A 25,932-nucleotide genomic window follows, 5' to 3' on the forward strand; every position below is an offset into this window, starting at 1 on the left:
GTTTTTTACGCTAGATAATAGATGACAAAGAAGAGGCAGAACAAAGCAACGTTTCGCCAAGTCACTAGAAAGAGCGACGAAGAAAAAAGAGTGATAAGAAAAAAGAAAGCGCTGGTCTCTCAACCAGCGCTTTACTTAAGCTAGATTAACCTTTGGTTAATTAACCGATATTCTTACGGGCATTTTGGAACATACGCATCCAAGCGCCATTTTCACCCCAACCTTCCGGAGCCCAAGAATTTGCAACTGTGCGGAATACGCGCTCTGGGTGAGGCATCATGATAGTTACGCGACCGTCTGCTGTTGTTAAACCGGTAATCGCGTTTGGCGAACCATTCGGGTTGTTCGGGTATTGTTGTGTTGGGTTACCGAGGTTATCCACGTAACGAACCGCAACCGTACCTGATGCCTCGATCGCTGCTAGGTGCTCTGCATCACGTACTTCTACACGCCCTTCTCCGTGGGAAACCGCGATTGGCATACGCGAACCAGCCATGCCATCAAAGAATACAGAATCAGATTTCTGAACTTCAACTAGACTAAAGCGCGCTTCAAAACGCTCAGATTCGTTGCGCACAAAACGTGGCCACAAGTCTGCACCTGGGATCAGCTCTTTCAGGTTTGATAGCATCTGACAACCGTTACATACACCTAAAGAGAACGTCTCTTCACGGTTGAAGAAGGCTTGGAACTGTTCACGAGCTTGTGCGTTAAACAGGATAGACTTAGCCCAACCTTCACCCGCACCTAGTACGTCGCCGTAAGAGAAGCCACCACAAGCTACTAAGCCATGGTATTCATCCAGTACCGCTTGGCCCGTTAGGATATCGCTCATATGGATGTCGGTTGCTTCAAAACCTGCGCGGTCAAACGCTGCTGCTATTTCGACGTGGGAGTTAACGCCCTGCTCACGTAAGATTGCCATCTTAGGTTTAGCACCTTTCGCAATGTACGGTGCTGCAACGTCTTCATTTACGTCGAAGCTGAGCTTAACGTTTAGACCAGGGTCAGAGTTGTCTTTCTTAGCTTCGTGCTCTTGGTCTGCACACGCTGGGTTATCACGTAGACTTTGCATCTTATGCGTTGTTTCAGCCCAGATAACGCGTAGTTCGGTACGTGAACGTTCAAGCACAACTGCATCACCAGAAGTGATAACAAAGTCGTCTGAAGCTTCAACAGAACCAATCACATGTGAGCATGCCTCTAAGCCGTTTGCCGCCAGAGTAGATAGAACTGAATCTAGATCATCATTCTTAACTTGAACAACCGCACCTAGCTCTTCGTTAAATAGAACGGCTAGCGCATCATCACCCAGCTCTGCGATGTTCGCTTTTACGCCACAGTGACCCGCGAACGCCATCTCAGCCAGTGTAACAAAAAGACCGCCGTCGCCTTTATCGTGGTAAGCCACTAGCTTGTCATCACGTACTAACGCTTGCATTGCATCAAAGAAGCCTTTTAGCTGCTCTGCATTATCTACGTCAGCAGGTTTGTCACCCAGCTGTTTGTATACTTGTGCCAATGCTGTCGCACCTAAGCGGTTTTTTCCGTTACCCAAGTCAACAAGAACTAGAGAGGTATCTCCTTTGTCAGTGCGTAGTTGTGGAGTCACGGTCTTACGTACGTCTTCCACACGACCAAATGCCGTGATAACTAGCGACAGTGGAGAAGTGACTTCTTTGCTCTCGCCGTTTTCTTCCCACTTGGTTTTCATCGACATGGAGTCTTTACCAACTGGGATAGTCAAACCTAACGCAGGACACAATTCTTCACCAACCGCTTTCACTGCTTCGTAAAGACCCGCATCTTCACCTGGGTGACCCGCTGGAGACATCCAGTTCGCAGACAGTTTAATGTGTTTAATATCACCGATGTCTGTTGCCGCAATGTTCGTTAGTGACTCACCAACGGCTAGGCGAGCCGATGCTCCAAAGTCTAGTAATGCCACTGGCGTGCGCTCACCCATCGACATTGCTTCGCCATGGTAAGTGTCGTAGCTTGCCGCTGTTACTGCGCAGTTTGCTACTGGTACCTGCCAAGGACCAACCATTTGATCACGAGCAACCAGACCCGTTACTGTTCGGTCACCGATAGTAATTAGGAATGTTTTTTCTGCAACAGCAGGAAGACGAAGTACGCGATCCACCGCTTTATTAAGCTCAATACCATCACGAACAATGGCAGGGCTTTCCACTTTTAGTGTGGTTGCGTCGCGGTGCATCTTCGGTGGCTTACCAAGCAGGATATCCATTGGCATATCGATTGGCGTATTGTCGAAGTGAGAATCTTCTAGCGTTAGATGACGCTCTTCTGTCGCCACACCCACCACTGCATACGGTGCGCGTTCACGCTTACAGATGGCGTCGAATGCTTCCATGTTTTCTGGCGCTACCGCTAGAACGTAACGTTCCTGTGATTCGTTACACCAGATTTCCAGTGGGCTCATGCCCGGCTCATCGTTTGGTACATCGCGTAATTGGAACTTACCGCCACGCTCACCGTCGTCGACAAGTTCAGGCAATGCGTTAGAGATACCGCCTGCACCCACATCATGGATAAATGCGATTGGGTTGTCGTCGCCTAACTGCCAACAACGGTCGATCACTTCCTGACAGCGACGTTCCATCTCTGGGTTTTCACGCTGTACTGAAGCGAAGTCCAGATCTTCTGCTGACTGACCAGATGCCATGGAAGATGCCGCACCACCACCAAGACCGATGTTCATTGCCGGACCACCAAGTACGATTAGGCTCGCACCCACTGGAATCTCTTTCTTCTGTACGTGTTCATCGCGGATGTTACCCATACCACCAGCAATCATGATTGGTTTGTGGTAACCACGAATTTCTTCACCCGCATGAGAAGTGACTTTTTCTTCGTAAGTACGGAAGTAACCCAATAGATTTGGACGACCAAATTCGTTGTTGAATGCCGCGCCGCCAAGAGGGCCTTCAAGCATGATGTCTAACGCATTCACAATACGACCCGGCTTGCCGAAGTCGGTTTCCCATGGCTGTTCAAAACCAGGAATACGTAAGTTAGAGGTTGTAAAACCAACCAGACCCGCTTTTGGCTTACCGCCGATACCCGTCGCGCCTTCGTCACGGATTTCACCGCCTGAGCCAGTCGATGCGCCCGGCCATGGAGAGATTGCCGTTGGGTGGTTGTGCGTTTCTACCTTCATCAAGATGTGCGTATCTTCATGGTGGTACGTGTATTGACGAGATTTAGGGTCAGGGAAGAAACGCCCCGCTTTAGAACCTGTCATAACGGCTGCGTTGTCTTTGTATGCAGACAGCACATAGTCAGGTGTCGTTTCAAAAGTGTTTTTGATCATTTTGAACAAAGACTTAGGTTGATCTACCCCGTCGATAGTCCAATCTGCGTTAAAAATTTTGTGGCGACAATGCTCTGAGTTCGCCTGAGCAAACATCATCAATTCAATGTCGTTTGGGTTACGCCCAAGCTTAGTAAAGTTCTCTACCAAGTAATCAATTTCATCTTCTGCGAGTGCCAAGCCAAGGGAAACGTTTGCCTCTTCAAGCGCAAGACGACCGCCAGCTAAGATATCAACATGTGCGACAGGCTTAGGCTCTGCAACAGTAAATAATGCTGATGCGGCTTCAAATTCTGTGAATACTGTTTCCATCATGCGGTCGTGAATTAACGCTTTAACAGCGTCAGCTTGAGCTTCTGAGAGAACAACTGAAGATTCGACATAATAAGCCGTACCACGCTCTAGACGTTTCACTTTCTCCAGACCACAGTTAACAGCGATATCGGTAGATTTAGAAGACCAAGGCGAGATAGTGCCAGGACGAGGCGTGACAAGAAGTAGAAGACCTTCAGGCTCATGCTCTTCGATGGTTGGGCCGTAAGTTAGTAACTTTTCAAGTTTTTCTAACTCTTGGTCATCAAGGTCTGACTTTAGATCGGCAAAGTGCATAAACTCGGCATAAATGCCAGTTACAGGCAGATCTTGTTCACGACAAAGTTCCAGTAGTTTATTAACACGAAACTCAGAAAGAGCTGGGGAGCCACGCAAAATTCTCATGTGCTTAGGTCTCTTATGCAATTGATTAAGGTGATATTGGAATAAATTCAGACACTTAAAATAAGCCCTGTCGAACCTATGCCGATTCCACCTCGTCATTGCGAGCGCATTATATAGTAATTGTTTTTGTGATGTAACACCAAAAGCAACCGTTTGCGTCATTTTTTTTGTCAAATTTGAATTACAACTAAAATGTCGATAAAACACACAATGTCACGTTATAAGTGTGTGATTCACTTTGCCCCATGAGCTCGCTTTGATATAAAGGCAAATAGAAATTTTCCAAGATGTACCTATCAATGCAAATAAGTCACTTCAACCGGCTCAAGCGCAGTGCTCTAATTTTAGTTTCTGTTCTTTTACTCTCTGCTTGCCAGATTGAGTCGGAGCCCAAAAGTGAATTTGAAAAAATTCAAGAACGTGGTGTGCTTCGTGTTGGCACGCTAAACAATCAGCTTTCCTACTACATAGGTCCCGATGGTCCCGCAGGGTTGGATTACGAATTGGCGCGTCAGTTTGCGGAGCAGCTCGGCGTCAAACTCGAGATTAAACCAGCCTTTCGCCAAGCTGAGCTTTTTCCTGCTCTTAAGAAAGGAGATATCGATATCATCGCTACGGGTTTAAATCAAACGTCACAAGCAGTCAAACGATTTAGACCAGGCCCTGCCTATTATTATGTAAGCCAACAAGTGGTATATAAAAAAGGGCAACTTCGACCACGTGATATCGAACAACTCATTGAATACCAAGCCTCGAAAGACGACGAGTCAGACGAAGATACAAATGCAGGCGCTCAAACATTAAAGATCGTTGAACAATCGCAATATGTTCCGACCCTAACAGCGTTAAAGAAGCAGTATCCAGAACTTCAGTTTGAAATTGTTGGTGATGCTGACACGAGAGACTTACTCAAATACGTATCGAAGGGTGAGTTACGTTTTACTGTGACTGATTCGGTGGAACTTTCCCTAGCTCAACGCCTTTACCCCGATCTTGCGCTCGCGTTCGAACTTACAGAAGATCAACCTGTGTCTTGGTTTACTCGACGTTCTGAAGACGAAAGCTTGTATGCAATGCTGATAGAGTTTTTCGGTAACATCAAACAATCAGGAGAACTGTCCACCCTCGAAGAAAAGTACATTGGTCATATTGAAGCATTTGACTACGTTGATACTCGCGCATTCATTCGAGCTCTGGATGACAAATTGCCTAAATGGGCACCTTTATTCCAAAAATACAGCGAAGAGTTCGACTGGCGATTAATTGCAGCATTGGCTTATCAAGAGTCACATTGGAAACCAACAGCAAAATCGCCAACGGGTGTTAGGGGGATGATGATGCTTACTCTGCCAACAGCGAAAAGCGTCGGGGTAACAAACCGTTTAGACCCTGAGCAATCTGTTCGTGGTGGTGTCGAGTACTTACGTCGCATTGTAGGTCGCGTGCCTGATAGCATCAACGAGCATGAAAAAATATGGTTTGCGTTAGCTTCATACAATATTGGTTACGGCCACATGATGGACGCACGACGACTCACCAAAGCACAAGGTGGCGATCCGAACGCTTGGGCCGATGTAAAAGATAGGCTGCCTTTACTGCGTCAGAAGCGCTATTACAGCCAAACTCGCTATGGGTACGCCAGAGGCGATGAAGCGCGTAATTACGTAGAAAATATTCGACGTTACTACCAATCCATCATTGGTCATGTCAGCCAACAGCCAGCGATTGATGAGAATAGCGATGACTTGCAAGTGATTCCGCCGCTCAACCCCGACATTTTGATATCGGGCGCAGTAGAGACCGTCGTAGAACAAGTCTCTGGCGCTTCTGACGTCACGGTTGAAGAAGACACCGAACAAGAAAGCATTGAAGAATAAACCCGCGGTAAACTAGAAAATGACGAGCCTATGAAGCTCGTCATTTTTGTTGAGTCCTAACGAAAACTTATCTAGACTCCAATATTCTGAGTGACACCAACCACACTCAACCATTCCTTTGGTTGGTCGCCTTTTCTTCATCGTTAGTAAAACTGATTGCTTTGTAACAGATTACTTTACAACCACATGGTTTAGCTCACTTGATGAAGCGGCGCTTTCGGCTACACTCTGCCGAAATAACGTCACTCCTATTATTAAGCATCGTATTGAAATTGTTTGCTGGCTCTGTGCAATGCAGAAGTCAAATGAAGAACGTTTAAACCATACAATGTTTAGTGCGATTATCGAGCCTATTGCCAAGCATCGATGAGCCGCGCTTTACTGGTATAAGTCTTGTCTGCAGGAGGTTTTGAATATGAGAAGACGTAGAGTGCAGTCAAAGCGTTTAAATAACACAGTAGCTGCTATCCGACGTAAACGTAAACTGACATGTATGAAAAAGAAAGTAAGTTCACGTAATCGTGTTTTTGTACATTTAGTCAATCACTAGTGCGTCCAAACAAACATCTACCACGTTGTAGGTGTTTGCTAGCCCTCACTACTCCCACTACCTTGCTCGCTCTCTCGATTTTCTAATGCTTTTTGTGCTTGCTTCTTCGCTTTAATTTCCTTTCGGCGACGCTTAAAAAACGCTTGTAGCTGAGTGCGGCACTCATCTTCTAGCAGCCCCTTTTCAACTAAGGCGTAATGGTAAGCGGCTTGGCTTTCAAACAAATTAAGCACTGTTCCTGCAGCTCCAGCTTTTAAATCTGGCGCTCCAAAAACAACCCGCTTAACGCGGCTATGCAATAAGGCTCCGGCACACATTGGGCATGGCTCAAGTGTTACATATAACGTCGTATCCAGAAGGCGGTAATTTTCTAGCTTTTGGCCTGCTTTACGCAGCGTTTGGATCTCAGCATGTGCGGTAGCGTCATTAGTACCAATAGAGCGATTCCACCCCTCAGCGATAATTTCACCATCTTTGACAAGCACTGCGCCAACAGGTACTTCCCCCTCAGCTTCTGCTTGCTCAGCAAGCTCCATCGCTCTGCGCATAAACAATTCATCTTGAGGGGTAAACGGATGGTTAGACAAAGGAGGCTCCAAAGAAACAAAAATGATTGAAGTCGGGAATTTTATCACCAACTTCGGCTTCACTACAGCGACACATCACGGGACAAAGTCTGCAACTCCAAAAAACTAGTTACAAGACCTATCGATGTTCGTTTTACGAGAACAAAAAAGCGCAGATCGAAGACCTGCGCTTTTTGGCTGCCAATTAGCGGCTTTCACACCCTAAACGTTTTTACATTGTGTAAGTGTAAGGAGCTTGAATGCCTAGCGGGATACCTACCATCCAATAAGCAACTAGGAAGATAGACCAACCGATCAGCATTGCGATCGAGAATGGCATCATTAGTGACGCAAGCGTACCGATACCAGCCGACTTCACATAACGCTGACAGTAAACCACTACAAGAGGGAAAAATACCATTAGAGGCGAAATGATGTTCGATACAGAGTCACCCACACGGTAAGCCGCTTGAGACAGCTCAGGCGAGATACCAACCGCCATTAGCATTGGCACTAAGATTGGACCAATTAAAGCCCATTTTGCCGATGCCGAACCAATAAGTAGGTTTACAGACGCGGTTAGAAGGATCATACCGATGATGGTCACTTCACCTGGTAGGTTCATCGCTTTTAAGCCTTCTGCGCCATACAACGCTAGCATCGTACCGATGTTTGACTGAGCAAATGCAGATAGGAACTGAGCACAGAAGAACGACATAACAATGTATGCGCCCATGGTTGACATAGTATCAGCCATCGCTTTGATAATGTCGTTGCTGGTCTTGAACGTTCCAGACACTTTACCGTAAACGTAACCAGGAATGATAAACAGAATAAAGATCAACGGCACGATAGACTTCATTATCGGTGCTGAGAAGGCAGTAATTTCACCTTCAGGCGAGCGAAGTGCTGATGTTTCTGGAATTAACGCTGCAACAAGTAAAGCAATACCCGCCATCATTGCCCAACCTGCATAACGGAATGCTTTTGATTCCAGTTCAGTAAATGAACCTAGGTTTGGCGCGGTTTCCGCATCATCATCAATTGGCATTTTTGATAAACGAGGCTCGATGATTTTCTCTGTCACGTACCAACCAATCCCCACAATAATGATAGAGGATAGGCCAGTGAAGAAGATGTTCGCTAATGGGTTAACCACATATTCAGGATCAAGAACCTGCGCCGCAGTTTGCGTAAAGCCAGCCAATAGCGGATCGATACCTGAAGGGATAAAGTTTGCAGAGAAGCCACCAGATACACCTGCAAATGCTGCCGCAATACCTGCTAAAGGGTGACGACCTGCCGCATGGAAGATAATACCGCCAAGAGGAATAACCAGAACATAGCCTGCATCTGCCGCAGTATGCGACACAATAGCAACCAAAATCAGCATTGGAGTAAGAAGCTTAGCTGGCGTGAAGTTCAGCATCTTCTTAAGACCCGTCGTAATAAAACCCGAAGAATCTGCAACACCCACACCTAGCATTGCGACAAGTACGATACCCAGTGGCGCAAAGCCAGTAAACGTCGTCACCATGTTAGCAAGGAAACTTGCTAGCGCTTCGCCCGTAAGTAAGTTGGTGATAGTAAGAGCTTCGCCCGTTCGAGGGTTTGGAAGATCGAATGATACATTCGACAAAAGTGCTGACGCCGCCCAAGTAATGATCAATGCCCAGAAGAACAAAATCGCAGGATCAGGGATTTTGTTACCTGTCCTCTCGATAAAGTTTAAAAAGCGCTCCATCCCGCTCGGCTTCGATGATGGTGCTTTATTTACAGCTTGGTTACTCATGGTAACTCCATAGTGAATGATGTTGGTACCAAGGCCTATTTGAATAATTATAACGGCCTACTATCCAACGAGTATTCTAGTAAACACTAATGGAGAAAGCACAATGTTCTAGATTTTTTTTCATAATTGGAGACATATTTTGCAAAAAAACAAAACCAAAGATACAAGCCTGAAACATTATGGAAAAATCAACATATACATTTAGTAAACGAGCTGGCAAAAACAGAGGTTGCATAGAGCGATGAATAGATAGTTTTAAGAAAAGAAACTATACGTGATGAGAAGCAAGAAATAATTCTCTTCAATATAAAAAGGGCAACGCGGACAGTGAACACCTTATCCAGAACTCCAATCGGTTTTGATTGAATCGGCGTAAAACAGGAACCTAGACTATTTAATCAAATTCGCTATGTTTAGAGATCATGGTTTTCAGCTCTACCGATTGTATTTTACCGTGGCGATCTTGCCATAGAGCTTCCATATGTATCGTTTTAAGTGCGCCCGACAGAGTTGCCGTTGGCACAGACCAAGATAAAGTATACAAGGGGTGCGTAGTATCTTCCCCAGAGACAATATTTGTATCAAAATTAGCGGCGGGCATCGAGGGGACTGCAGAAATAGCCCCACGCGTACGAAACCACTCTAATTTCTGCTCAGCAAGATTTAGCGCTTCAATGCTATGCATCGCGTAATCTGCCCGCAGCTCAATGTAAGCTTGCAACTTAACCAATCCAAGAGCACCGACACCAATTAAAATAAAAGAAATCATTATTTCAATTAAACTAAAACCATGTTGTTTACTTGGCATTCCAACTTCCCTCTTGCCAACGAACATCATTTCTCCTTGTTGTAGGTCTTTTGCTGGAATCAAATAGTAACTCCATTGAGCCCGCAATTGAGGTTTTTAACCCATCAGTATCAAAACCATAACCACCCGTTGCGTGAAATGCCCCTGCATCAACATAAACAGTTTGTGTAAGATCAGTATATTGTTTACCAATGGTAAAATTAGTCGGTGAGCCATCAGCATTCGAGAACAAACTTTCCCAATAGCTTTTTAACTCATCAGGAGCAAACTGTGGTTTAGTTTTATCGACTAAATGAAAAAGCGAACCCTGAAATGTTGTTGAACCAGTATTGATAAAAATACCATCTTGAATAACTAACGTATATTTCTCATGGTTGCCTTGAAGTGCTAAATTCCCGTGAATGGCGCAGTCACCAGTAATCCAAACCTTATCTACTTCCTTAAAAGCATTTTCGATAGCTGATTTACACTGTGTCGCATTTGACAAATTGATTTTCCCAGCTTTCGGAAATGAAGCTTTGACTTTATCAATGTTTTCCGGTGTTTTTTTGTAATCAAAAAAGGTTTGGAATGGATCGACTTCAGAGTCATAAACAAAATCGCCTTTTAGCTGCGGATCAGAAGTTTCAGGTTTATTAGTTTTCGTAATTGCATTCCCAGCTTTTACTGTAACATTGGTTGTCGTTGCAGCGGTACACCCTCCAGCAGGAGAACCATCATATAAGCTATTCGCTCTTATTGATGCAGTGTTATATTTTGATCCTGTGCTTCCGCCTTCCATGGTATAACTATACCGATAAGTCAGTGATATGCATTCATACAGATTGTCAGAATTAAGATCACCTTTCGCATCTGGATGAACCTTTAAATCACCATAAGTAGTTAACTTGGATGTGGTTTGTATCGCTCCTTTTCCACGATTACTTAGTGTACTGAAAGTTTTATTGAGCTGGGCCCAACCATTGTGAGATATAGAATTAATACGATAGACTCCTGCCCCTATATCAGTAACGTTCAGCTGGCTAAGGTTTAATTCCCTCTTACATAAGGTATTTAAATTATTGTGATTAATTGGGATGAGCTCGTTCACTATGGATACATCATCTGTGACATAAGCAAATAGACACTCAAGCCCCCCTTCCGCTTCCCAGTGCTGTTGCCGAGAACTAACTTCATTCTGCGCACGCTTAATTTGATAAAATAGATTCTTATATGACCCTAACGTCACAACCAAAGCGACAGAGAGCAGTATGGAAGTAATAAGTAACGTGGCCACTCCTTGTTGATGCTTACGTATCATTGCCAATTCCTTTGCTGAACTTGTAATAAAATGGCGTGAGAAATTGCCGGATCATTTTTTAATTCAGCGGCCATTGAAATAGAAATAAACGCACTCTCTATTGACGAACCTGATAGTAATGTTCGACTAACACCAAATTGAGTTACTTTAATTTGCTTAGGATCAAAAAGATCAAAACATCCACTAGCAGCAGACACGACACTTAAAGGTGATGGTGAATCATCCTGGCAATATTCCAACATATTATCCTTTAACCGATATATCGTATTACTCACAGAGCTTGCTGTGTTTCGATAAACATAACCGATTTTTTCGGATTGTTGATATAGAACGCTAGGAGAACCGGAAAGCATCATTGATTTTGTCGTAATACCATCAAACCCTGCTCGCTGAATATCCTCTTTCACTTGTTGAATTACACTACTCATCTGCTGAAGTAGCATTATTTCCTTGCTTCGCTGCACAGCTGTTTTTTGGTTAGAAAGAAACACTGCGCCAACAATGCCCAAAGCGACAAGTCCTAACAACGCAGCAATCATAAACTCAACAAGTGTACTACCCTGCTGTTTAGCATTGTTCAAAGCCATATTTTGCCTTATTCATAGCGCACACTTTTACTCGCCCTGCTCCGTTATGAACAGTTACTTTTATCGGACTGGTATCCGCTTGAGATTTCTTCAGGTGAATACTTCCCGCATTTTTGGGATTCCCCATAACACGATCAAACTTGACGCTAGTTATATTACTCGACACCACCAGACCCCGATATAGATGACCTTGCAGCTCAGCAACAGTATTCATTGAAGTAATGTCAGTGACATTCGATACACTCGAGAGTGTGAGCTTCCAGCTTCCGGTGGATGAAGGCAAGCCTTGAATATGAACCCAAAAATCTTGATTTCTCATCACCGATTCCGATTTCGCTTGGATCAAAAAACCCTGTAATTCGTTGGCTAAATTCACTATTTTCATGTGTTGGCTAACTTTTGAAAAACTTGGGGCGACAAAAAGTAGTAGTACTGACAAGACAGCAACAGTAATAAGAAGCTCCAACAACGTAAACCCGCGAGGCATTTCCCAAATTCCTATGTAAACGGCAAAAGGGCCGTAATTCATCTTGCACAGATGCTATCACCTGCCAAAAATAGGCGGAAAAGTGAAAAGGAAACTACTCGTGATGATTCGAATTTCTCGTTGTAACGGCTACAAAAAAGGATTGAGAGGGATGACATTGATCGAATTACTGGTAGCTGTAGTGATTGTCGGGATCATTGCGGCTGTCGCCTACCCTTCTTACACCAATCATGTGCTCAAGTCTCATAGGACGGTTGCCTTGAGCGATCTTAGTCGAATTCAGCTAGAGCTAGAGACATCTTATGATGGTGGGTACGACTGGAGTCATATTATCTCTGGAGGCACATGCACTCTATGTGACTCAGACAAAAATAGATTTTCTTTCAATATTGCGAGCTCTGCAAGTACGGCCTATACCATTACAGCAACAGCAAAATCGGCTCTGGGACAAGACGACGACGAGTGTTTGACTGGCGCTAAAACGATTACTTTAACGTCAACAAATGTCGAAGAACCAAGTGATTGCTGGAATTAGAAGAACACCGAGATGCAAAAAGGCCTGCATTTTAGCAGGCCTTTGTATTTGTGCTTTTCACTAAAGTCTTAGCTGGTTAAATCATCAAAGAACTTTTTCACACCGTTGAAAAAGCCTTCTGATTTAGGCTTGTGCTTTGTCGCCGCTTCACCACCACAAGATTCTTCAAACTCTTTGAGCAGTTCTTTTTGGCGTGAGCTTAGATTTACTGGTGTTTCGACAACCAACTTAACAATCAAGTCACCGATACCGCCACCGCGAACGCCTTTCACACCTTTACCACGCATGCGGAACATACGACCTGTTTGCGTTTCTGAAGGTACTTTTAGGCTTACGCGACCATCTAGAGTTGGTACTTCAACTTCACCACCTAGAGCTGCCATCGCAAAGCTTACTGGCACTTCACAGTATAGGTTGTTGCCATCACGCTCGAAGATATGGTGCTCTTTCACGTGCACTTGTACATACAAGTCGCCAGCAGGCGCCCCCATTTCTCCCGCTTCACCTTCGCCAGATAGGCGAATACGATCGCCAGTATCAACACCTGCCGGGATCTTAACGTTAAGTGTTTTTGTTTTCTGCTTACGACCTTGACCATGACACTCATTACAAGGGTCTTTAATGATTTTACCTTTGCCGTGACAGGTAGGACAGGTTTGTTGCACTGCGAAGAAGCCCTGGCGCATCTGTACTTGACCATGACCATGACAGGTACCACATGTTTCAGCAGATGAACCTTTCTTCGCGCCACTACCATCACAGGTATCACAGTGTACTAGTGTCGGTACTTCGATCTCTTTCGTTACACCACGAACCGCTTCTTCTAGCGTCAATTCCATGTTGTAACGTAGGTCAGCACCTCGCTGGGCACGGTGGCCACCACCGCCACGACGACCACCACCAAAGATGTCACCGAATACATCGCCAAAGATGTCGCCGAAATCAGCACCGCCGCCGCCAAAGCCGCCGCCACCGAAACCACCGCCGCCTTGTTCAAAAGCTGCATGACCGTATTGGTCGTACGCCGCTTTCTTTTGAGGGTCGGTCAGAACTTCGTACGCTTCTTTTACTTCTTTAAACTTGTCCGCCGCAGAATCATCACCCTGGTTTCGGTCTGGGTGGAATTTCATCGCTAGACGCTTATACGCCTTTTTGATATCGCGCTCTGAGGCATCACGGCTTACGCCTAATACTTCGTAAAAATCACGTTTTGACATGTTCTTCGTCACCAGTTAATTACTACAAACGGCATCGATTCACCGCTTGGTGTTTGTATCGTTCTAGGTAAGTGCACTTGTCTGCAACATACTTAACTAGAAAGACAGCGTTTACAAACAGACGGGCGTAAGAGTTGCCCCAAACGCCCGCACACGAAGTCTTATCGACCCCAGATGGCTATGCAGCCATCTGGTTAAGAAATATTATTTCTTGTCGTCTTTAACTTCTTCGAACTCAGCATCTACAACGTCGTCTTCTTTAGACTGTGCACCTGCGTCAGCACCTTGTGCTTGCTGCGCTTGAGCTTGTTGTTGAGCGATTTCCATCAGCTTTTGAGAAGCGGTCATTAGTGCTTGAACTTTAGCATCGATAGCTTCTTTGTCTTCGCCTTTACGTGCTGTTTCTAGCTCAGAAATTGCTGCTTCAATCTTCTCTTTCTCTTCTGCAGGTAGCGCTTCACCAGCTTCTTCTACTTGCTTACGAGTACCGTGAATCATTTGGTCAGCTTGGTTACGTGCAGTCGCTAGCTCTTCGAACTTCTTGTCCGCTTCTTTGTTAGCTTCTGCTTCTTGAACCATTTTCTCGATGTCTTCATCGCTTAGACCGCCAGAAGCTTGGATAGTGATCTTCTGCTCTTTACCAGTCTGCTTGTCTTTCGCAGACACGTGTAGGATACCATCCGCATCAAGGTCAAACGTAACCTCGATTTGTGGCATACCACGTGGTGCAGGCTGGATGCCTTCTAGGTTAAATTGGCCTAGAGACTTGTTGTACATCGCTTGCTTACGCTCACCTTGTAGAACGTGAATAGTTACCGCGCTCTGGTTGTCTTCCGCTGTAGAGAAAACTTGGTTCGCTTTAGTTGGGATAGTTGTGTTCTTCTCAACTAACTTAGTCATCACGCCACCCATTGTCTCGATACCTAGAGACAGTGGAGTTACGTCTAGTAGTAGTACGTCTTTAACGTCACCAGCAAGTACACCACCTTGAACTGCAGCACCCATTGCTACTGCTTCGTCAGGGTTTACGTCACGGCGCGCTTCTTTACCAAAGAACTCAGCAACTTTCGCTTGAACCATTGGCATACGAGTCTGACCACCAACTAGGATTACGTCAGTGATGTCGTTTACTGATAGGTCAGCATCAGCTAAAGCTACTTTTAATGGCTCAAGAGAGCGTTGTACTAGGTCTTCAACTAGAGATTCTAGTTTTGCACGAGTCACTTTAATGTTCATGTGCTTAGGACCAGTTGCATCTGCAGTAACGTAAGGTAGGTTTACGTCTGTTTGAGAAGTAGAAGAAAGCTCGATTTTCGCTTTCTCTGCTGCTTCTTTAACACGCTGCATTGCTAGTGGGTCGTTCTTAAGGTTGATGCCTTGCTCTTTGTTGAACTCATCAACCAAGTAGTTGATTAGACGGTTATCAAAGTCTTCACCACCTAGGTGAGTATCACCGTTAGTTGCTAAAACTTCGAATGTTTTCTCGCCTTCAACTTCATCAATTTCGATGATTGAAATATCGAATGTACCACCACCAAGGTCGTATACCGCGATAGTGCGATCGCCGCCTTTCTTATCTAGACCGTAAGCTAGTGCAGCTGCCGTTGGTTCGTTGATGATACGTTTAACTTCTAGACCTGCGATACGGCCAGCATCTTTTGTCGCTTGACGCTGAGCATCGTTAAAGTAAGCAGGTACTGTGATAACTGCGCCAGTTACTTCCTCACCAAGGAAGTCTTCAGCAGTTTTCTTCATTTTCTTAAGAACTTCAGCAGAAACCTGAGGAGCTGCCATTTTTTGGCCTTTCGCTTCTACCCAAGCATCACCGTTGTCAGCCTTAACGATTTTGTAAGGCATGATTTCGATGTCACGCTGAACTTCTTCGTCTTCAAAACGACGACCGATTAGACGCTTAATTGCAAATAGCGTGTTTTCTGGGTTAGTTACTGCTTGACGTTTCGCTGGTTGACCTACTAGCGTCTCACCGTCAGTGTAAGCAATAACCGATGCAGTAGTACGTTCGCCCTCTGCGTTTTCAATTACACGTGGTTTGTCGCCGTCTAATACAGCAACACATGAGTTAGTAGTACCTAAGTCAATACCAATGATTTTACCCATCTGGCTATCTCCGAATAAATTCTATTTTCGTTTGGTTATAACCCCAATGTGGGGGGAGGAGAATCGGGTTTCAACCCTTGCTCACAAACAAAAATAATCAATGTTTGCTTCTCTATGCCACATAGATAAGGGCGGCAAAATGCTTTTCAAGGGCAGAATTAAAAAAAAGCGTCTTTTTTCGAAATTTATGTGTTTCTTTCTGATTAGTTGGGAACTCGTCACACTGCTGTAGCGCAACAAAACGTCATTTCCCCAGATAAATTTATTTATGTCCGACTCTTCCTAAATAAAAAACGAGCTCATAAGAGCTCGCTTCAATATTAGGGTTAAAATAAATTATTCAAGGTATTAGGCGTTCGCTTGAGCAGGCTCAGCATCAACACCTTCTTCTTTACCTATCTCACCTTCTGTTTTTGCAACAATGGTGTTCACTGCCGTGTCGCCGACAACGTTAGATGATGTACAGAACATATCATTTATACGGTCGACCGCTGCAATGATTGCTAAACCTTCAGGTGGTAAACCTAGTTGGTGAAGCAAAACGCCTACCATTACCACGCCGCCCCCAGGAACGCCGCCAGCACCAATAGATAACAGAAGAATAGTTAAGCCAAGTGTGAAGATGTCTGCGGTGTTAATTGGCTGGCCAAAAGCGTTCGCAACAAACATCGTTGCTAGAGCAATATAGATAGACACACCAGACATATTCATCGTTGCGCCCAGTGGTACACCGAAGCCAGCAACCGATTTAGAGACCTGAAGCTTTTCTGTCAGTGTGCGCATCGTTACCGGGATAGTCGCGTTTGAGCTCGCGGTAGATAGAGAGAAAAGAATCTGCTCACGAGTTGCACGTAGGAAAGTCTTTGGAGAAGTTCCTGTCGCAATACTCACTGCCATTGGGTAGAAGAAGAAGATCCAGAACACCAACATCGCAACCACCAAAGCCACGTAACCGGCAACGGACATTAATGTATTGGCGTTTAGCGTTGCACCTAGTTGAATCATTAGTGCGAACACACCATATGGTGCAAGACTCATCACTAATCCAACCAATTTCATCATGATTTCATTTGCCATTTTGAATGTGCGAATAGCTGGGCCACCACGAGAATCCAAAGCTTGAATTGCAAGCCCCGTCAAAATTGCCATAAAGATGATTTGCAGCATGTCGCCGCTAGCAAACGCTTGTACAGGATTGCTAGGAACAATGTTAACAACTAAAGAGAAAATGTCCGGCGTCTCTGTCGTTGTCAGCTGTACAGCCTCAGATACCGTTCCTGCTAGATTAGCGCCCGCTCCTGGCTGGAAGATCAAGCCAACAGTCAAAGCCGCCGTAATCGCAATGATGGTGTTAAGAATGTAAAGGGTAAAAGTTTTTCCACCAAGACGACCAAATGCACTGATGTCTTTCAAGTCAACAATGCCGCATACGATTGAAACGTAAACTAAAGGAACAACAAGCAATTTGATCAGTGAGACGAACATGCCGCCAACACCTTCTGCTGCTCCAAGTAGGTATGTATCAAAAATCGCAATACCGCTAAATAAGTACTGAATTGCTGTCCCCAGCACAAGGCCGGCAAACAAGCCTATAAAAATCTTACTAGAAAGCGATTTATCCATTATAAATCTCCGATATGTTGTGTTTACTATTTACATTTTTGTAGTTATATATACTTACTTTTAAAGCATTAGTCGCAAATCATACACACCGAAGTTACAAAATAAAGTGATAATTTACATTTTTGTTAACGACATTGTTTTAGAAAAAATGACTATATTTACATTCCTATGCAGAACAAATATTCACACAACGAATGATTACAATCACTTATAGCCCTTTCCGTTAATAAACACGCAGCGAGATGAGAGAAAATCTCCTATAGGAAAATAATTAACCAATAGGAAAAAATATGAAGGGGATCAAATTTTCATTTATCGATATACAACGAAGTTCGATGCAGTCATTTATGTTTAAAACAAAAAAGCGCCCATCAAAAATGATGGGCGCTTTTATATTTAAAAAACAGGTAGTTAAAGTTACTTAGCAACCATTACCATTGCCGGACGAATCACACGGCCGTTTAGTTCGTAACCTTTTTGCATAACAAACATAACAGTGTTTGATTCATGATCAGGGCTCTCCTGAATCGACATCGCTTGATGGAACTCTGGATTGAATGCTTCACCTTCAGGGTTGATTGCTTTCAAGCCAAATTTCGCTACAACGTCTACAAACGTTTTATGTGTTAGTTCAACGCCTTCTAGGAACGGCTTCACAGTTTCATTCTCTGTATCTGCCGCTTGAATTGCACGCTCTAGGTTATCAATAACAGGAAGCAGCTCTTCTGCAAACTTGTTCAACGCAAACTTACGTGCTTTATCGATCTCTTGCTCAGTGCGACGACGCATGTTTTCTACTTCAGCTTTAGAACGCAACACCGCATCTTGTTGCTCTTTTACTTTTGCCTCGCTAGACAATAGTGCCGCTTCTAGTTGAGCAATCTTAGCGTCTGTCTCATCACCAAGCTCTTCAAGCTCAGCTTCAACTTCTTGTGCTTCAGCTTCTACTTTTTCAGCCTCTTCGATGATTTGATCAAGCTCTTCTTCTGTAACTTTGTTTTCTTCGTTGCTCATGATATCTCCAGAATTCAACATAATGCCCTTAAAGCCATGCGCGTTTTTGCGGGCTTTAACCACATAAAAATTCGCATATTTAGGTGACTTGCCATTATTATGGGGATGAAGATTCCTGATTCAAGCCTCTTTAATGCGGAAATGCTATGAAAAATCCATGTAACGTGATCGCGATTATCGGAAAACCAAGAGATCAACAAGCAATTCAAACTCATAAAGAGTTGTACCAATGGTTGACCTCTGAGGGCTATAAAGTATTCATTGACGATCGCCTTGCCGCAATACTGGATGATATCCCACAGAGTCAGTTTGCTAGCTTAGTTGAACTAGGAAAAAATGCCGATCTAGCCATTGTGGTTGGTGGCGATGGCAACATGCTAGGTGCAGCAAGAATTTTATCCCGATTTGATGTACCAGTTATAGGCGTGAACCGTGGAAATCTGGGCTTCTTAACTGACTTGAACCCAGACGACTTCCAAGCGTCTCTGCAAGCGGTACTCGACGGTGAGTATATTGAAGAGGAGCGTTTTCTTTTAGAGGCGGAAGTACACCGCCACGGACAAATAAAGAGTCATAACGCTGCGCTAAACGAAGCCGTACTTCACCCAGGGCAAATTGCCCATATGATTGAATTTGAAGTGTACATAGATGAAAGCTTCGCCTTCTCTTTACGGGCCGACGGTTTGATTGTCTCCACTCCGACTGGCTCGACGGCATATTCACTTTCTGGCGGCGGCCCAATTCTTTCTCCTAGCTTGAATGCCATTTCACTCGTGCCAATGTTCCCGCATACATTGTCGAGTCGACCTTTGGTGGTTGATGGAAAACGTCGAATTAAATTGGTGGTATCACCAGAAAACCGTGGAACACAAGAAGTTAGCTGTGATGGACAAGTCTCACTTCCAGTTACCCCTGGCGACGAAATTCACATCTATCAAAGTCCAAATGTACTAAAGCTCATCCATCCAAAAGACTACAGCTACTATCACGTCTTACGGAATAAGCTTGGCTGGTCTAGTAAATTGTTCTAACACTTGTTACTCAGGGTAATAACTTCAATAAAAAAGCCAGCAGCTCAATTGCTACTGGCTTTTGGCTTTCTTAGACAAGAAATAGACACAAAGTAGTGAGGCGACACGATATTTGTCATCATTAAAGAGAAGCTTATAAATTTTGATCCTGTGGGCAAACTTTACACAAAAGATAGAAAAGCAAATTCAATGATCTATGTCCGGTGATATTCTCACCATGAATAGAGTATTAACTCTATTTCATACAATCAATAAAGGACATATTATGAAGAAAACCATCATTCTGTCTGTTCTCAGTACATTAGCACTTATTGGCTGCCAATCAGAGGAAACGCAAGTCAACAGTGTGTCCAATGCAAAAGCGGAAGATATCACTAAGACGAAACGGGCCCTAGCTCAACAATTGAGTGAGAATTATGCTGCCATTGAACCCATGCTGAGAAGAGATATTACTCCGCAACAGACTAACGTGTCTGTATCAGCATTTGTTAAGCAAAACCCTAACTCAGAGTTCAGCCGCCAGCTTGTACAAGCTGACACTCAAATTCGTAGCTGGAAAGGTATTTCTGAATACTCTGATCAGTTGTTAGAAGTTCGCTTGGCAAATGAAGCCATGATAACAGCATGGCAAAGTGGCGAGGTCGAGCCATTATTTGCATTTGAACCAAGTGGTGATGATGAGAATTGGCAATACATCGAAGCATTTGATGTTTATGGCAACATCCATCAACTCGATGTTTACCAGCTCCCTGAGGTACCTGTACTTGTCGTTGATAACAATAGCTCTGCAGAGCTAAAAGCAGGCTTGCAAGCTATGCAAGCTGAGATGAAAAAACTCGGTCAACCAGCTTTAGTTCAACCATATATTGCTGATGAACAACGCCAAAATACACCGCTATTGTCAAGTAGCACAGTGGGCGAAGCGGCTCCAATTCAAACCACGCAGTTGAAAAAGATCCGTCTAGCCGATGACAAAGAACCTTGGATCTCTGGCAAGGCAGAAATCTACGCTATCGTAACGGGCGTCAATCCAAGTCGTGATGAACCTACTCTCGATTTGGTGGAGCTTCCATACTTAGACTACGATAACCAAGATTACTATCCAAATCAGATCATTATTCACTGGTCTCGTTACCGCTGGGGTGCGGCAGACATTGTGCTCATGGAGCAAGATGACGGCACAGACTATAAACAATTGGCAAAACTCCTTGTTCAAGTTGCCGAAGAAGTATTGAAAGCGATTCCAGATCCAGAAGTTCAGGCTTACGCGATTATTCCGCAAATCACGAACAAGATCATCGACACTATCCCCGATGGTGTACTCACGAATGATGATGACTTCGTCGACGTTTACTACACTCTAATGCAAGATACTTCATACGTAGATCACCCAGGTGCAGGTGTGAATGCAGTCGTCACACTAGAACCACTAACGATTAACCCAACTCGTCCGTAACCTGTTCAATTTTAATGAGTCGTTGTAATCACATCGGCTCATTTTTCCCACTTCATCACAAAAAAACAGCCTACAAAGAAAATTTTCCCTACCTGACTTTACTGTATAAAGAAACAGTATATACTGTTCCCTTATACAGTATTGTTCAGTTATACAGGTAAATAAAATGCTGGCTCATCTAAGTGTTAATAATTTTGCGATTGTTAAGTCTTTACAACTCGAGCTTTCTAAGGGCATGACCACCATTACAGGTGAAACAGGCGCGGGTAAATCCATTGCTATCGATGCTTTAGGGCTCTGCTTAGGCGGACGAGCCGATGCCGGCATGGTGCGACAAGGTGAAGAGAAAACCGAAGTTAGCGCCGCTTTTTTATTGGACAACAACTTACATGCAACACGTTGGTTAGAAGATAACGATCTGCTAGATGGCAGTGAGTGTATTTTGCGTCGTATTATCACAAAAGAAGGCCGCTCAAGAGCCTTCATTAATGGCAGCCCTGTTCCACTATCACAACTCAAATCTCTAGGGCAGCTACTTATCAATATCCATGGGCAGCACGCTCATCATCAATTGATGAAAAGTGAGCACCAAATGGCCATGCTCGACCAATATGCTGGGCATTTAAACCTACTAAAAAGCACACGAAGTGCTTACCAGCATTGGCGTCAGGCGGATAATAACCTCAAGCAGCTAAAAGAAAATAGCCAGCAAAACCAGGCGCAAAAACAGTTGCTTGAATACCAAATCAAAGAACTGAATGAGTTATCGCTAGGTGAAGAAGAATTTGCAGAGCTCGAGCAAGAGCATAAACGACTATCCAACAGTGGTGAACTCGCCACTACCTGTCAGCAAGCCATCGAACTTATTTACGAAGGTGAAGAAGTCAATGCGCTTGGTATTTTGCAATCGGCCAATCACTCCCTAATTCAATTAGCCGAATTAGATGAAAAGCTATCTGAGCTACCTAACATGCTGTCAGAAGCGATGATTCAACTTGAAGAAACGAAGAATGAATTACGCAGCTACTTAGATGGCATCGATGTTGATCCAGCTCGTATGGCTTATGTAGAAGAACGTTTTTCTAAAGTGATGTCTGTAGCTCGTAAACACCACGTAATGCCAGAAGAACTCTACCAGCATCATCAAGATCTTCTGGCCCAAGTAGAAGCGTTAGATTGCTCCGATGAACGTTTAGATGAACTTGCTCAAGAAGTAGAACACAAGTACCAAAGCTTTCTAACACAAGCAGAAAAACTGCACAAATCACGCAGCCGTTACGCAAAAGAACTGAACAAACTGATCACACAAAGCATGCACGAATTGAGCATGGAGAAAGCAGTATTCAGTATCGAAGTTAGCAATGACAACACGCACCCATCGCCGCTTGGCATGGACAGCGTGTGCTTCTTAGTATCGACCAACCCGGGACAACCATTGCAACCTATAGCAAAAGTTGCGTCAGGCGGTGAGCTATCACGTATCTCTCTAGCTATCCAAGTGATCACCGCTCAGAAAGTAGATACACCAAGTTTAATCTTCGATGAAGTGGACGTAGGTATTAGTGGCCCAACAGCTGCCGTAGTGGGCAAAATGCTACGCAAGCTTGGCGAATCTACTCAAGTATTGTGTGTCACTCACCTCCCTCAAGTTGCCGGATGCGGCCATCAACAAATGTTTGTTGCTAAGCAAACCAAAGCAGGCCAAACCGAAACCCAAATGCACGCATTAGATGAACAACAACGTGTGGCAGAATTAGCTCGCTTACTTGGTGGTAGTCAAATAACCGACTCAACGTTGGCAAACGCAAAAGAACTGCTTATCGCCGCTTAATAAATCGACAAGGGATGAGATATGGATATCAGAGCAATACACAAAACCAACTGCTTAGATCTCATCCCTATTTTTATTGAGTTAGAACATTACTACTTCAAAGAAAAAGCTTCATCAAAACACGATCTGGTCCATTATCTAAAGAGCCAAGTCTTCTCTGAACATTCTGGTGTTAATATCATTGCGGTTTACGATAATGATGACGTCGTAGGCTTTGCATCTTATACCGTCATGTTCCCTGCCCCAAAACTCTCAGGGCAGATGTACTTAAAAGATCTGTTCGTATCTTCGAAGGTTCGAGGAAAAGGGGTTGGTCTCAAGTTAATGAAGTATCTGGCATCTTTGGCGATCAAGTGTGGATGCCAAAGGTTGGACTGGACAGCTGAAAGTAGTAACCCTAACGCAGGTCAGTTTTACCGCTCAATTGGTGCAACACTAATTCATGAAAAAGAGTATTATCGTTTTTCAGGTGATGCATTACGCGAATTCGCCAAAACCGACTAACGAGTCACTAGGCTTGGCTCACCGCTGAAAGCGTCCATCACCCTACTTCCGATTGAAATTTGCTCTTCGTCACCTAACTAATACGTCATGTGGTGACATTTACCGTCTAATATCGGTGAATAAATGCAACTCAACTCAAAATTCGTTGTCAGATTGTCTACCATACGACGCATAGCTTTTTACATCTGCGTCGAGCTTGTTTATTATCAGCGCAGTATTTTAAAGGTTACTAAGAAATTATTATGCAATTAAAGAAGTGGTTAGTTGCCGTACCATTAGCAATGACATTGCTGACAGGATGTTCGGTATTGGAAAGACTGGTTTATCGTATTGATATCAACCAAGGCAACTATGTAGAACAAAGTGCGGTTGATAAATTAAAGTTTGGGATGACTAAAGCACAGGTTCGCTTCGTATTAGGGTCGCCAATGCTTATTGAAAACGGCTATCCAAACACTTGGTATTACATCTATCATCATACTCCTGGCCATGGCGAACCAGTACAGAAAGATCTGATTGTAAACTTTAATGACCAAGGCACGCTCGCAGACATCAGTGGTGACTTTCCAAAAAGTGACGCATTTTACGAGCAAATTCAGTAAACTGACTTTTGCAAAAAAACCTCCCGTTTGGGAGGTTTTTTATTATATAGAAATCATGTTAGTCAAACTTTGAGTAACTCACATGAGCTATTGGGTTAATATTAATCCTGCTTATTTTTACGTACAGAACTAGGCTTGCCACCGGTGACTGGGTCTGCACTCCCCTCGGTTTTAGCCTGCTCCGCCCGCTTACGGCGAATCTCTTTCGGATCGGCAAGTAACGGACGATAAATCTCTATTCGATCTCGATCTCGAACGGTCGCATCCAACTTCACGTTACGACTAAACACACCCACTTTGTTCTTGGACAAATCAATTTCAGGGTACAACTCCAATACACCGGATTGTCGAATGATATCTTCTACCGTTGCGTGATTATTTACCACTAAGTTAAATACACGCTGTTCATGAGGAAGAGCGTAGACAACCTCAACGTGAATCATATCTGACTCAATACTCATAACACTCGTAGACCTGTTTTGCGCGTTTAGTAAATGCATTTACCATATTACTAGTAAGCTCGTTAAAAATCTTACCGAAGGCCATCTCAATCATTTTACTTGAGAATTCAAACTCAAGCTTTAGTTCCACCTTGCAAGCTTGCTCATCTAACGCGGTAAAAATCCAACCACCACGCAACGTCTTAAACGGGCCATCCACCAAGTTCATCATAATTGCCTGACCGGGGATCAACTCATTTGAAGTCGTAAACGTTTTGCTGATTCCAGCCTTCGCCACATCGACAGAAGCCACCATACCATTCCCCGAAGACTCAATGATTCTAGAGCCCGAGCAACCAGGCAGAAATTCAGGGTATTTAGCAACATCATTAACCAGATTGAACATCTGTTCGGCGCTAAAAGACACAAGCGCAGAACGGCTGACTTGCTTCATACATACTCCTATCGATACATGTACAGATTTAAAGCTACTCGCCAATTTTACTTTTATTCCACGATTGCGCAAATAAAAGGATTTCCTATCCGATATCCAACCCGTATAATGACGCTATTATGGCAAAGAAAAAAACGAAACAAAAAGCGGGTAGCAATACTATCGCGCTGAATAAAAAAGCTCGCCACGAGTATTTCATCGATGATGAAATCGAAGCTGGCTTGGAGCTCCAAGGTTGGGAAGTGAAAGCCCTTCGCCAAGGTAAAGCCAATATTTCTGAAAGTTACGTATTTATGCGTGACGGTGAAGCCTTTGTGAGTGGCATGACAATCACTCCTTTAAATCAGGCATCGACACACGTTGTGGCGAACCCTACACGTGTGCGTAAACTACTAATGAGTCGTCGTGAGCTGGATAACCTATTCGGACGTGTAAACCGTGAAGGTATGACATTAACGGCCCTCTCACTGTACTGGTCTCGCTCTTGGGTGAAACTAAAAATTGGCGTAGCAAAAGGTAAAAAGCTGCACGATAAACGTACGGATCTAAAAGAAAAAGACTGGGCAAGAGAAAAAGCACGCGTAATGAAGAGCGCGCTGCGTTAATCTTGACCACTTAAACGCATAGTACTGGACAGCCAATGCTTTTCTGTTACTATGCGAATATTACCTGGGGCTGATTTAGGATTCGACGGGAATTCAGAAGTCTGAGGTGCATGCCGAGGTGCGGTAGGCCTCGTTAACAAACCGCAAAAAAATAGTCGCAAACGACGAAAACTACGCACTAGCAGCTTAATAACCTGCTAAGAGCTCTCTCGCCCTAGCTTCCGCACGTAAGACGGGGAATAACGAGGGATCAAACCCAAACGCGCTAGCCCGGATTCTCCCGCCTGAGAGATGAACGGCGAATTTTAATTCAGGCTAGTCATTCATTAGCGTGTCGGTTCGCAGGTGGATGGCGAAATTAAAGATCGACTAAGCATGTAGTACCAATGATGAACGGTTTTCGGACGCGGGTTCAACTCCCGCCAGCTCCACCAAACGTTTGGAAAGGGCGGTAAATCACTGATTTACCGCCCTTTTTGTT

General features: G+C 44.1%; 21 protein-coding genes and 1 other RNA gene. 9 read left to right on the top strand and 13 right to left on the bottom strand.

Going from position 1 to position 25,932, the window contains the following annotated elements; all coding sequences use genetic code 11:
* Positions 1 to 160: 160 nt before the first annotated feature.
* Positions 161 to 4,054 (bottom strand): phosphoribosylformylglycinamidine synthase, encoded by a 3,894-nt coding sequence (purL, locus tag R7M72_RS20760; protein ID WP_318056305.1) that lies wholly within the window; start codon positions 4,052 to 4,054, stop codon positions 161 to 163.
* 299 nt (positions 4,055 to 4,353) lie between these two features.
* On the opposite strand from purL, the gene mltF reads away from it, so the two are divergent.
* Positions 4,354 to 5,931: a membrane-bound lytic murein transglycosylase MltF gene (gene mltF, locus R7M72_RS20765; protein ID WP_025998701.1), complete on the top strand. Its 1,578-nt coding sequence runs from the start codon at positions 4,354 to 4,356 to the stop codon at positions 5,929 to 5,931.
* 588 nt (positions 5,932 to 6,519) lie between these two features.
* Here the strand turns inward: mltF and tadA are convergent.
* The 6 genes from tadA to R7M72_RS20795 all read right to left on the bottom strand — a co-directional run bounded on the left by tadA (position 6,520) and on the right by R7M72_RS20795 (position 12,021).
* Positions 6,520 to 7,068, bottom strand: a complete 549-nt coding sequence (gene tadA, locus R7M72_RS20770; RefSeq protein WP_025998702.1) for a tRNA adenosine(34) deaminase TadA — start codon at positions 7,066 to 7,068, stop codon at positions 6,520 to 6,522.
* Between the two features lie 211 nt (positions 7,069 to 7,279).
* Complete coding sequence (locus R7M72_RS20775; protein ID WP_017635695.1) at positions 7,280 to 8,839, bottom strand: AbgT family transporter; 1,560 nt, start codon at positions 8,837 to 8,839, stop codon at positions 7,280 to 7,282.
* Positions 8,840 to 9,233: 394 nt separating this feature from the next.
* Entirely contained in the window at positions 9,234 to 9,647 is a 414-nt protein-coding gene (locus tag R7M72_RS20780) for a prepilin-type N-terminal cleavage/methylation domain-containing protein (protein WP_017635696.1), read from the bottom strand.
* Positions 9,637 to 10,947 (bottom strand): hypothetical protein, encoded by a 1,311-nt coding sequence (locus R7M72_RS20785; RefSeq protein WP_006741845.1) that lies wholly within the window; start codon positions 10,945 to 10,947, stop codon positions 9,637 to 9,639. Before R7M72_RS20785 ends, R7M72_RS20780 begins: the two co-directional genes overlap by 11 nt.
* The gene (locus R7M72_RS20790) at positions 10,944 to 11,534 is read right to left on the bottom strand and encodes a PilW family protein (RefSeq protein ID WP_017635697.1); all 591 of its coding nucleotides are present in this window, start codon (positions 11,532 to 11,534) and stop codon (positions 10,944 to 10,946) included. The genes R7M72_RS20785 and R7M72_RS20790 overlap by 4 nt, the downstream gene beginning before the upstream one ends.
* Positions 11,515 to 12,021, bottom strand: coding sequence for a GspH/FimT family pseudopilin (locus R7M72_RS20795; RefSeq protein WP_017635698.1), 507 nt, complete (start codon positions 12,019 to 12,021; stop codon positions 11,515 to 11,517). Before R7M72_RS20795 ends, R7M72_RS20790 begins: the two co-directional genes overlap by 20 nt.
* A gap of 103 nt (positions 12,022 to 12,124) precedes the next feature.
* On the opposite strand from R7M72_RS20795, the gene R7M72_RS20800 reads away from it, so the two are divergent.
* On the top strand, positions 12,125 to 12,556 hold the full coding sequence (locus R7M72_RS20800; RefSeq protein WP_017635699.1) for a type IV pilin protein: 432 nt from the start codon (positions 12,125 to 12,127) through the stop codon (positions 12,554 to 12,556).
* Between the two features lie 68 nt (positions 12,557 to 12,624).
* Here the strand turns inward: R7M72_RS20800 and dnaJ are convergent, their stop codons facing one another.
* From dnaJ to grpE, 4 genes are all read right to left on the bottom strand, one after another.
* Entirely contained in the window at positions 12,625 to 13,773 is a 1,149-nt protein-coding gene (gene dnaJ, locus R7M72_RS20805) for a molecular chaperone DnaJ (protein ID WP_017635700.1), read from the bottom strand.
* A gap of 204 nt (positions 13,774 to 13,977) precedes the next feature.
* Positions 13,978 to 15,891, bottom strand: coding sequence for a molecular chaperone DnaK (dnaK, locus tag R7M72_RS20810; protein WP_005381623.1), 1,914 nt, complete (start codon positions 15,889 to 15,891; stop codon positions 13,978 to 13,980).
* 348 nt (positions 15,892 to 16,239) lie between these two features.
* Positions 16,240 to 17,514 carry a dicarboxylate/amino acid:cation symporter gene (locus R7M72_RS20815; protein ID WP_005381625.1) on the bottom strand — a complete coding sequence of 425 codons (1,275 nt, stop codon included), beginning with the start codon at positions 17,512 to 17,514 and terminating at the stop codon, positions 16,240 to 16,242.
* Between the two features lie 417 nt (positions 17,515 to 17,931).
* Complete coding sequence (gene grpE, locus R7M72_RS20820) at positions 17,932 to 18,528, bottom strand: nucleotide exchange factor GrpE (RefSeq protein ID WP_021034134.1); 597 nt, start codon at positions 18,526 to 18,528, stop codon at positions 17,932 to 17,934.
* 146 nt (positions 18,529 to 18,674) lie between these two features.
* On the opposite strand from grpE, the gene nadK reads away from it, so the two are divergent.
* From nadK to bamE, 5 genes are all read left to right on the top strand, one after another.
* Positions 18,675 to 19,559 carry an NAD(+) kinase gene (gene nadK / locus R7M72_RS20825; RefSeq protein ID WP_005381631.1) on the top strand — a complete coding sequence of 295 codons (885 nt, stop codon included), beginning with the start codon at positions 18,675 to 18,677 and terminating at the stop codon, positions 19,557 to 19,559.
* A 265-nt stretch (positions 19,560 to 19,824) separates the two neighbouring features.
* A complete protein-coding gene (locus R7M72_RS20830; protein WP_315956875.1) occupies positions 19,825 to 21,015 on the top strand; it encodes a DUF3103 domain-containing protein in 1,191 nt (396 codons plus the stop codon).
* A 166-nt stretch (positions 21,016 to 21,181) separates the two neighbouring features.
* Positions 21,182 to 22,846 carry a DNA repair protein RecN gene (gene recN / locus R7M72_RS20835; protein ID WP_005383750.1) on the top strand — a complete coding sequence of 555 codons (1,665 nt, stop codon included), beginning with the start codon at positions 21,182 to 21,184 and terminating at the stop codon, positions 22,844 to 22,846.
* A gap of 21 nt (positions 22,847 to 22,867) precedes the next feature.
* Positions 22,868 to 23,350 carry a GNAT family N-acetyltransferase gene (locus R7M72_RS20840; protein WP_315956874.1) on the top strand — a complete coding sequence of 161 codons (483 nt, stop codon included), beginning with the start codon at positions 22,868 to 22,870 and terminating at the stop codon, positions 23,348 to 23,350.
* 242 nt (positions 23,351 to 23,592) lie between these two features.
* Positions 23,593 to 23,952: an outer membrane protein assembly factor BamE gene (gene bamE, locus R7M72_RS20845; RefSeq protein ID WP_017820585.1), complete on the top strand. Its 360-nt coding sequence runs from the start codon at positions 23,593 to 23,595 to the stop codon at positions 23,950 to 23,952.
* 101 nt (positions 23,953 to 24,053) lie between these two features.
* Here the strand turns inward: bamE and R7M72_RS20850 are convergent, their stop codons facing one another.
* Complete coding sequence (locus R7M72_RS20850; RefSeq protein WP_256900439.1) at positions 24,054 to 24,413, bottom strand: RnfH family protein; 360 nt, start codon at positions 24,411 to 24,413, stop codon at positions 24,054 to 24,056.
* Positions 24,403 to 24,846: an SRPBCC family protein gene (locus R7M72_RS20855; RefSeq protein WP_005381641.1), complete on the bottom strand. Its 444-nt coding sequence runs from the start codon at positions 24,844 to 24,846 to the stop codon at positions 24,403 to 24,405. Before R7M72_RS20855 ends, R7M72_RS20850 begins: the two co-directional genes overlap by 11 nt.
* A gap of 119 nt (positions 24,847 to 24,965) precedes the next feature.
* Here R7M72_RS20855 and smpB point away from each other — a divergent pair, with 119 nt between their 5' ends.
* Complete coding sequence (smpB, locus tag R7M72_RS20860; protein ID WP_005381642.1) at positions 24,966 to 25,451, top strand: SsrA-binding protein SmpB; 486 nt, start codon at positions 24,966 to 24,968, stop codon at positions 25,449 to 25,451.
* Between the two features lie 66 nt (positions 25,452 to 25,517).
* Positions 25,518 to 25,885: a transfer-messenger RNA gene (ssrA, locus tag R7M72_RS20865) on the top strand.
* The last annotated feature ends 47 nt before the right edge of the window (positions 25,886 to 25,932 follow it).

Origin of the sequence: Vibrio sp. YT-18 (assembly GCF_033337345.1) — a bacterium.
GTDB classification, from domain to species: Bacteria; Pseudomonadota; Gammaproteobacteria; order Enterobacterales; family Vibrionaceae; genus Vibrio; species Vibrio alginolyticus.

Bases quoted from the DNA above. Each gene is read 5' to 3' on its own strand.
- grpE (WP_021034134.1), bottom strand. From the start codon at position 18,528: ATGAGCAACGAAGAAAACAAAGTTACAGAAGAAGAGCTTGATCAAATC.
- dnaK (WP_005381623.1), bottom strand. From the start codon at position 15,891: ATGGGTAAAATCATTGGTATTGACTTAGGTACTACTAACTCATGTGTT.
- recN (WP_005383750.1), top strand. From the start codon at position 21,182: ATGCTGGCTCATCTAAGTGTTAATAATTTTGCGATTGTTAAGTCTTTA.
- bamE (WP_017820585.1), top strand. From the start codon at position 23,593: ATGCAATTAAAGAAGTGGTTAGTTGCCGTACCATTAGCAATGACATTG.
- smpB (WP_005381642.1), top strand. From the start codon at position 24,966: ATGGCAAAGAAAAAAACGAAACAAAAAGCGGGTAGCAATACTATCGCG.
- dnaJ (WP_017635700.1), bottom strand. From the start codon at position 13,773: ATGTCAAAACGTGATTTTTACGAAGTATTAGGCGTAAGCCGTGATGCC.
- purL (WP_318056305.1), bottom strand. From the start codon at position 4,054: ATGAGAATTTTGCGTGGCTCCCCAGCTCTTTCTGAGTTTCGTGTTAAT.
- R7M72_RS20790 (WP_017635697.1), bottom strand. From the start codon at position 11,534: ATGGCTTTGAACAATGCTAAACAGCAGGGTAGTACACTTGTTGAGTTT.
- R7M72_RS20780 (WP_017635696.1), bottom strand. From the start codon at position 9,647: ATGCCAAGTAAACAACATGGTTTTAGTTTAATTGAAATAATGATTTCT.
- R7M72_RS20850 (WP_256900439.1), bottom strand. From the start codon at position 24,413: ATGAGTATTGAGTCAGATATGATTCACGTTGAGGTTGTCTACGCTCTT.
- mltF (WP_025998701.1), top strand. From the start codon at position 4,354: ATGCAAATAAGTCACTTCAACCGGCTCAAGCGCAGTGCTCTAATTTTA.
- R7M72_RS20800 (WP_017635699.1), top strand. From the start codon at position 12,125: ATGATTCGAATTTCTCGTTGTAACGGCTACAAAAAAGGATTGAGAGGG.
- R7M72_RS20795 (WP_017635698.1), bottom strand. From the start codon at position 12,021: ATGCCTCGCGGGTTTACGTTGTTGGAGCTTCTTATTACTGTTGCTGTC.
- R7M72_RS20815 (WP_005381625.1), bottom strand. From the start codon at position 17,514: ATGGATAAATCGCTTTCTAGTAAGATTTTTATAGGCTTGTTTGCCGGC.
- R7M72_RS20830 (WP_315956875.1), top strand. From the start codon at position 19,825: ATGAAGAAAACCATCATTCTGTCTGTTCTCAGTACATTAGCACTTATT.
- R7M72_RS20775 (WP_017635695.1), bottom strand. From the start codon at position 8,839: ATGAGTAACCAAGCTGTAAATAAAGCACCATCATCGAAGCCGAGCGGG.
- R7M72_RS20855 (WP_005381641.1), bottom strand. From the start codon at position 24,846: ATGAAGCAAGTCAGCCGTTCTGCGCTTGTGTCTTTTAGCGCCGAACAG.
- nadK (WP_005381631.1), top strand. From the start codon at position 18,675: ATGAAAAATCCATGTAACGTGATCGCGATTATCGGAAAACCAAGAGAT.
- R7M72_RS20785 (WP_006741845.1), bottom strand. From the start codon at position 10,947: ATGATACGTAAGCATCAACAAGGAGTGGCCACGTTACTTATTACTTCC.
- R7M72_RS20840 (WP_315956874.1), top strand. From the start codon at position 22,868: ATGGATATCAGAGCAATACACAAAACCAACTGCTTAGATCTCATCCCT.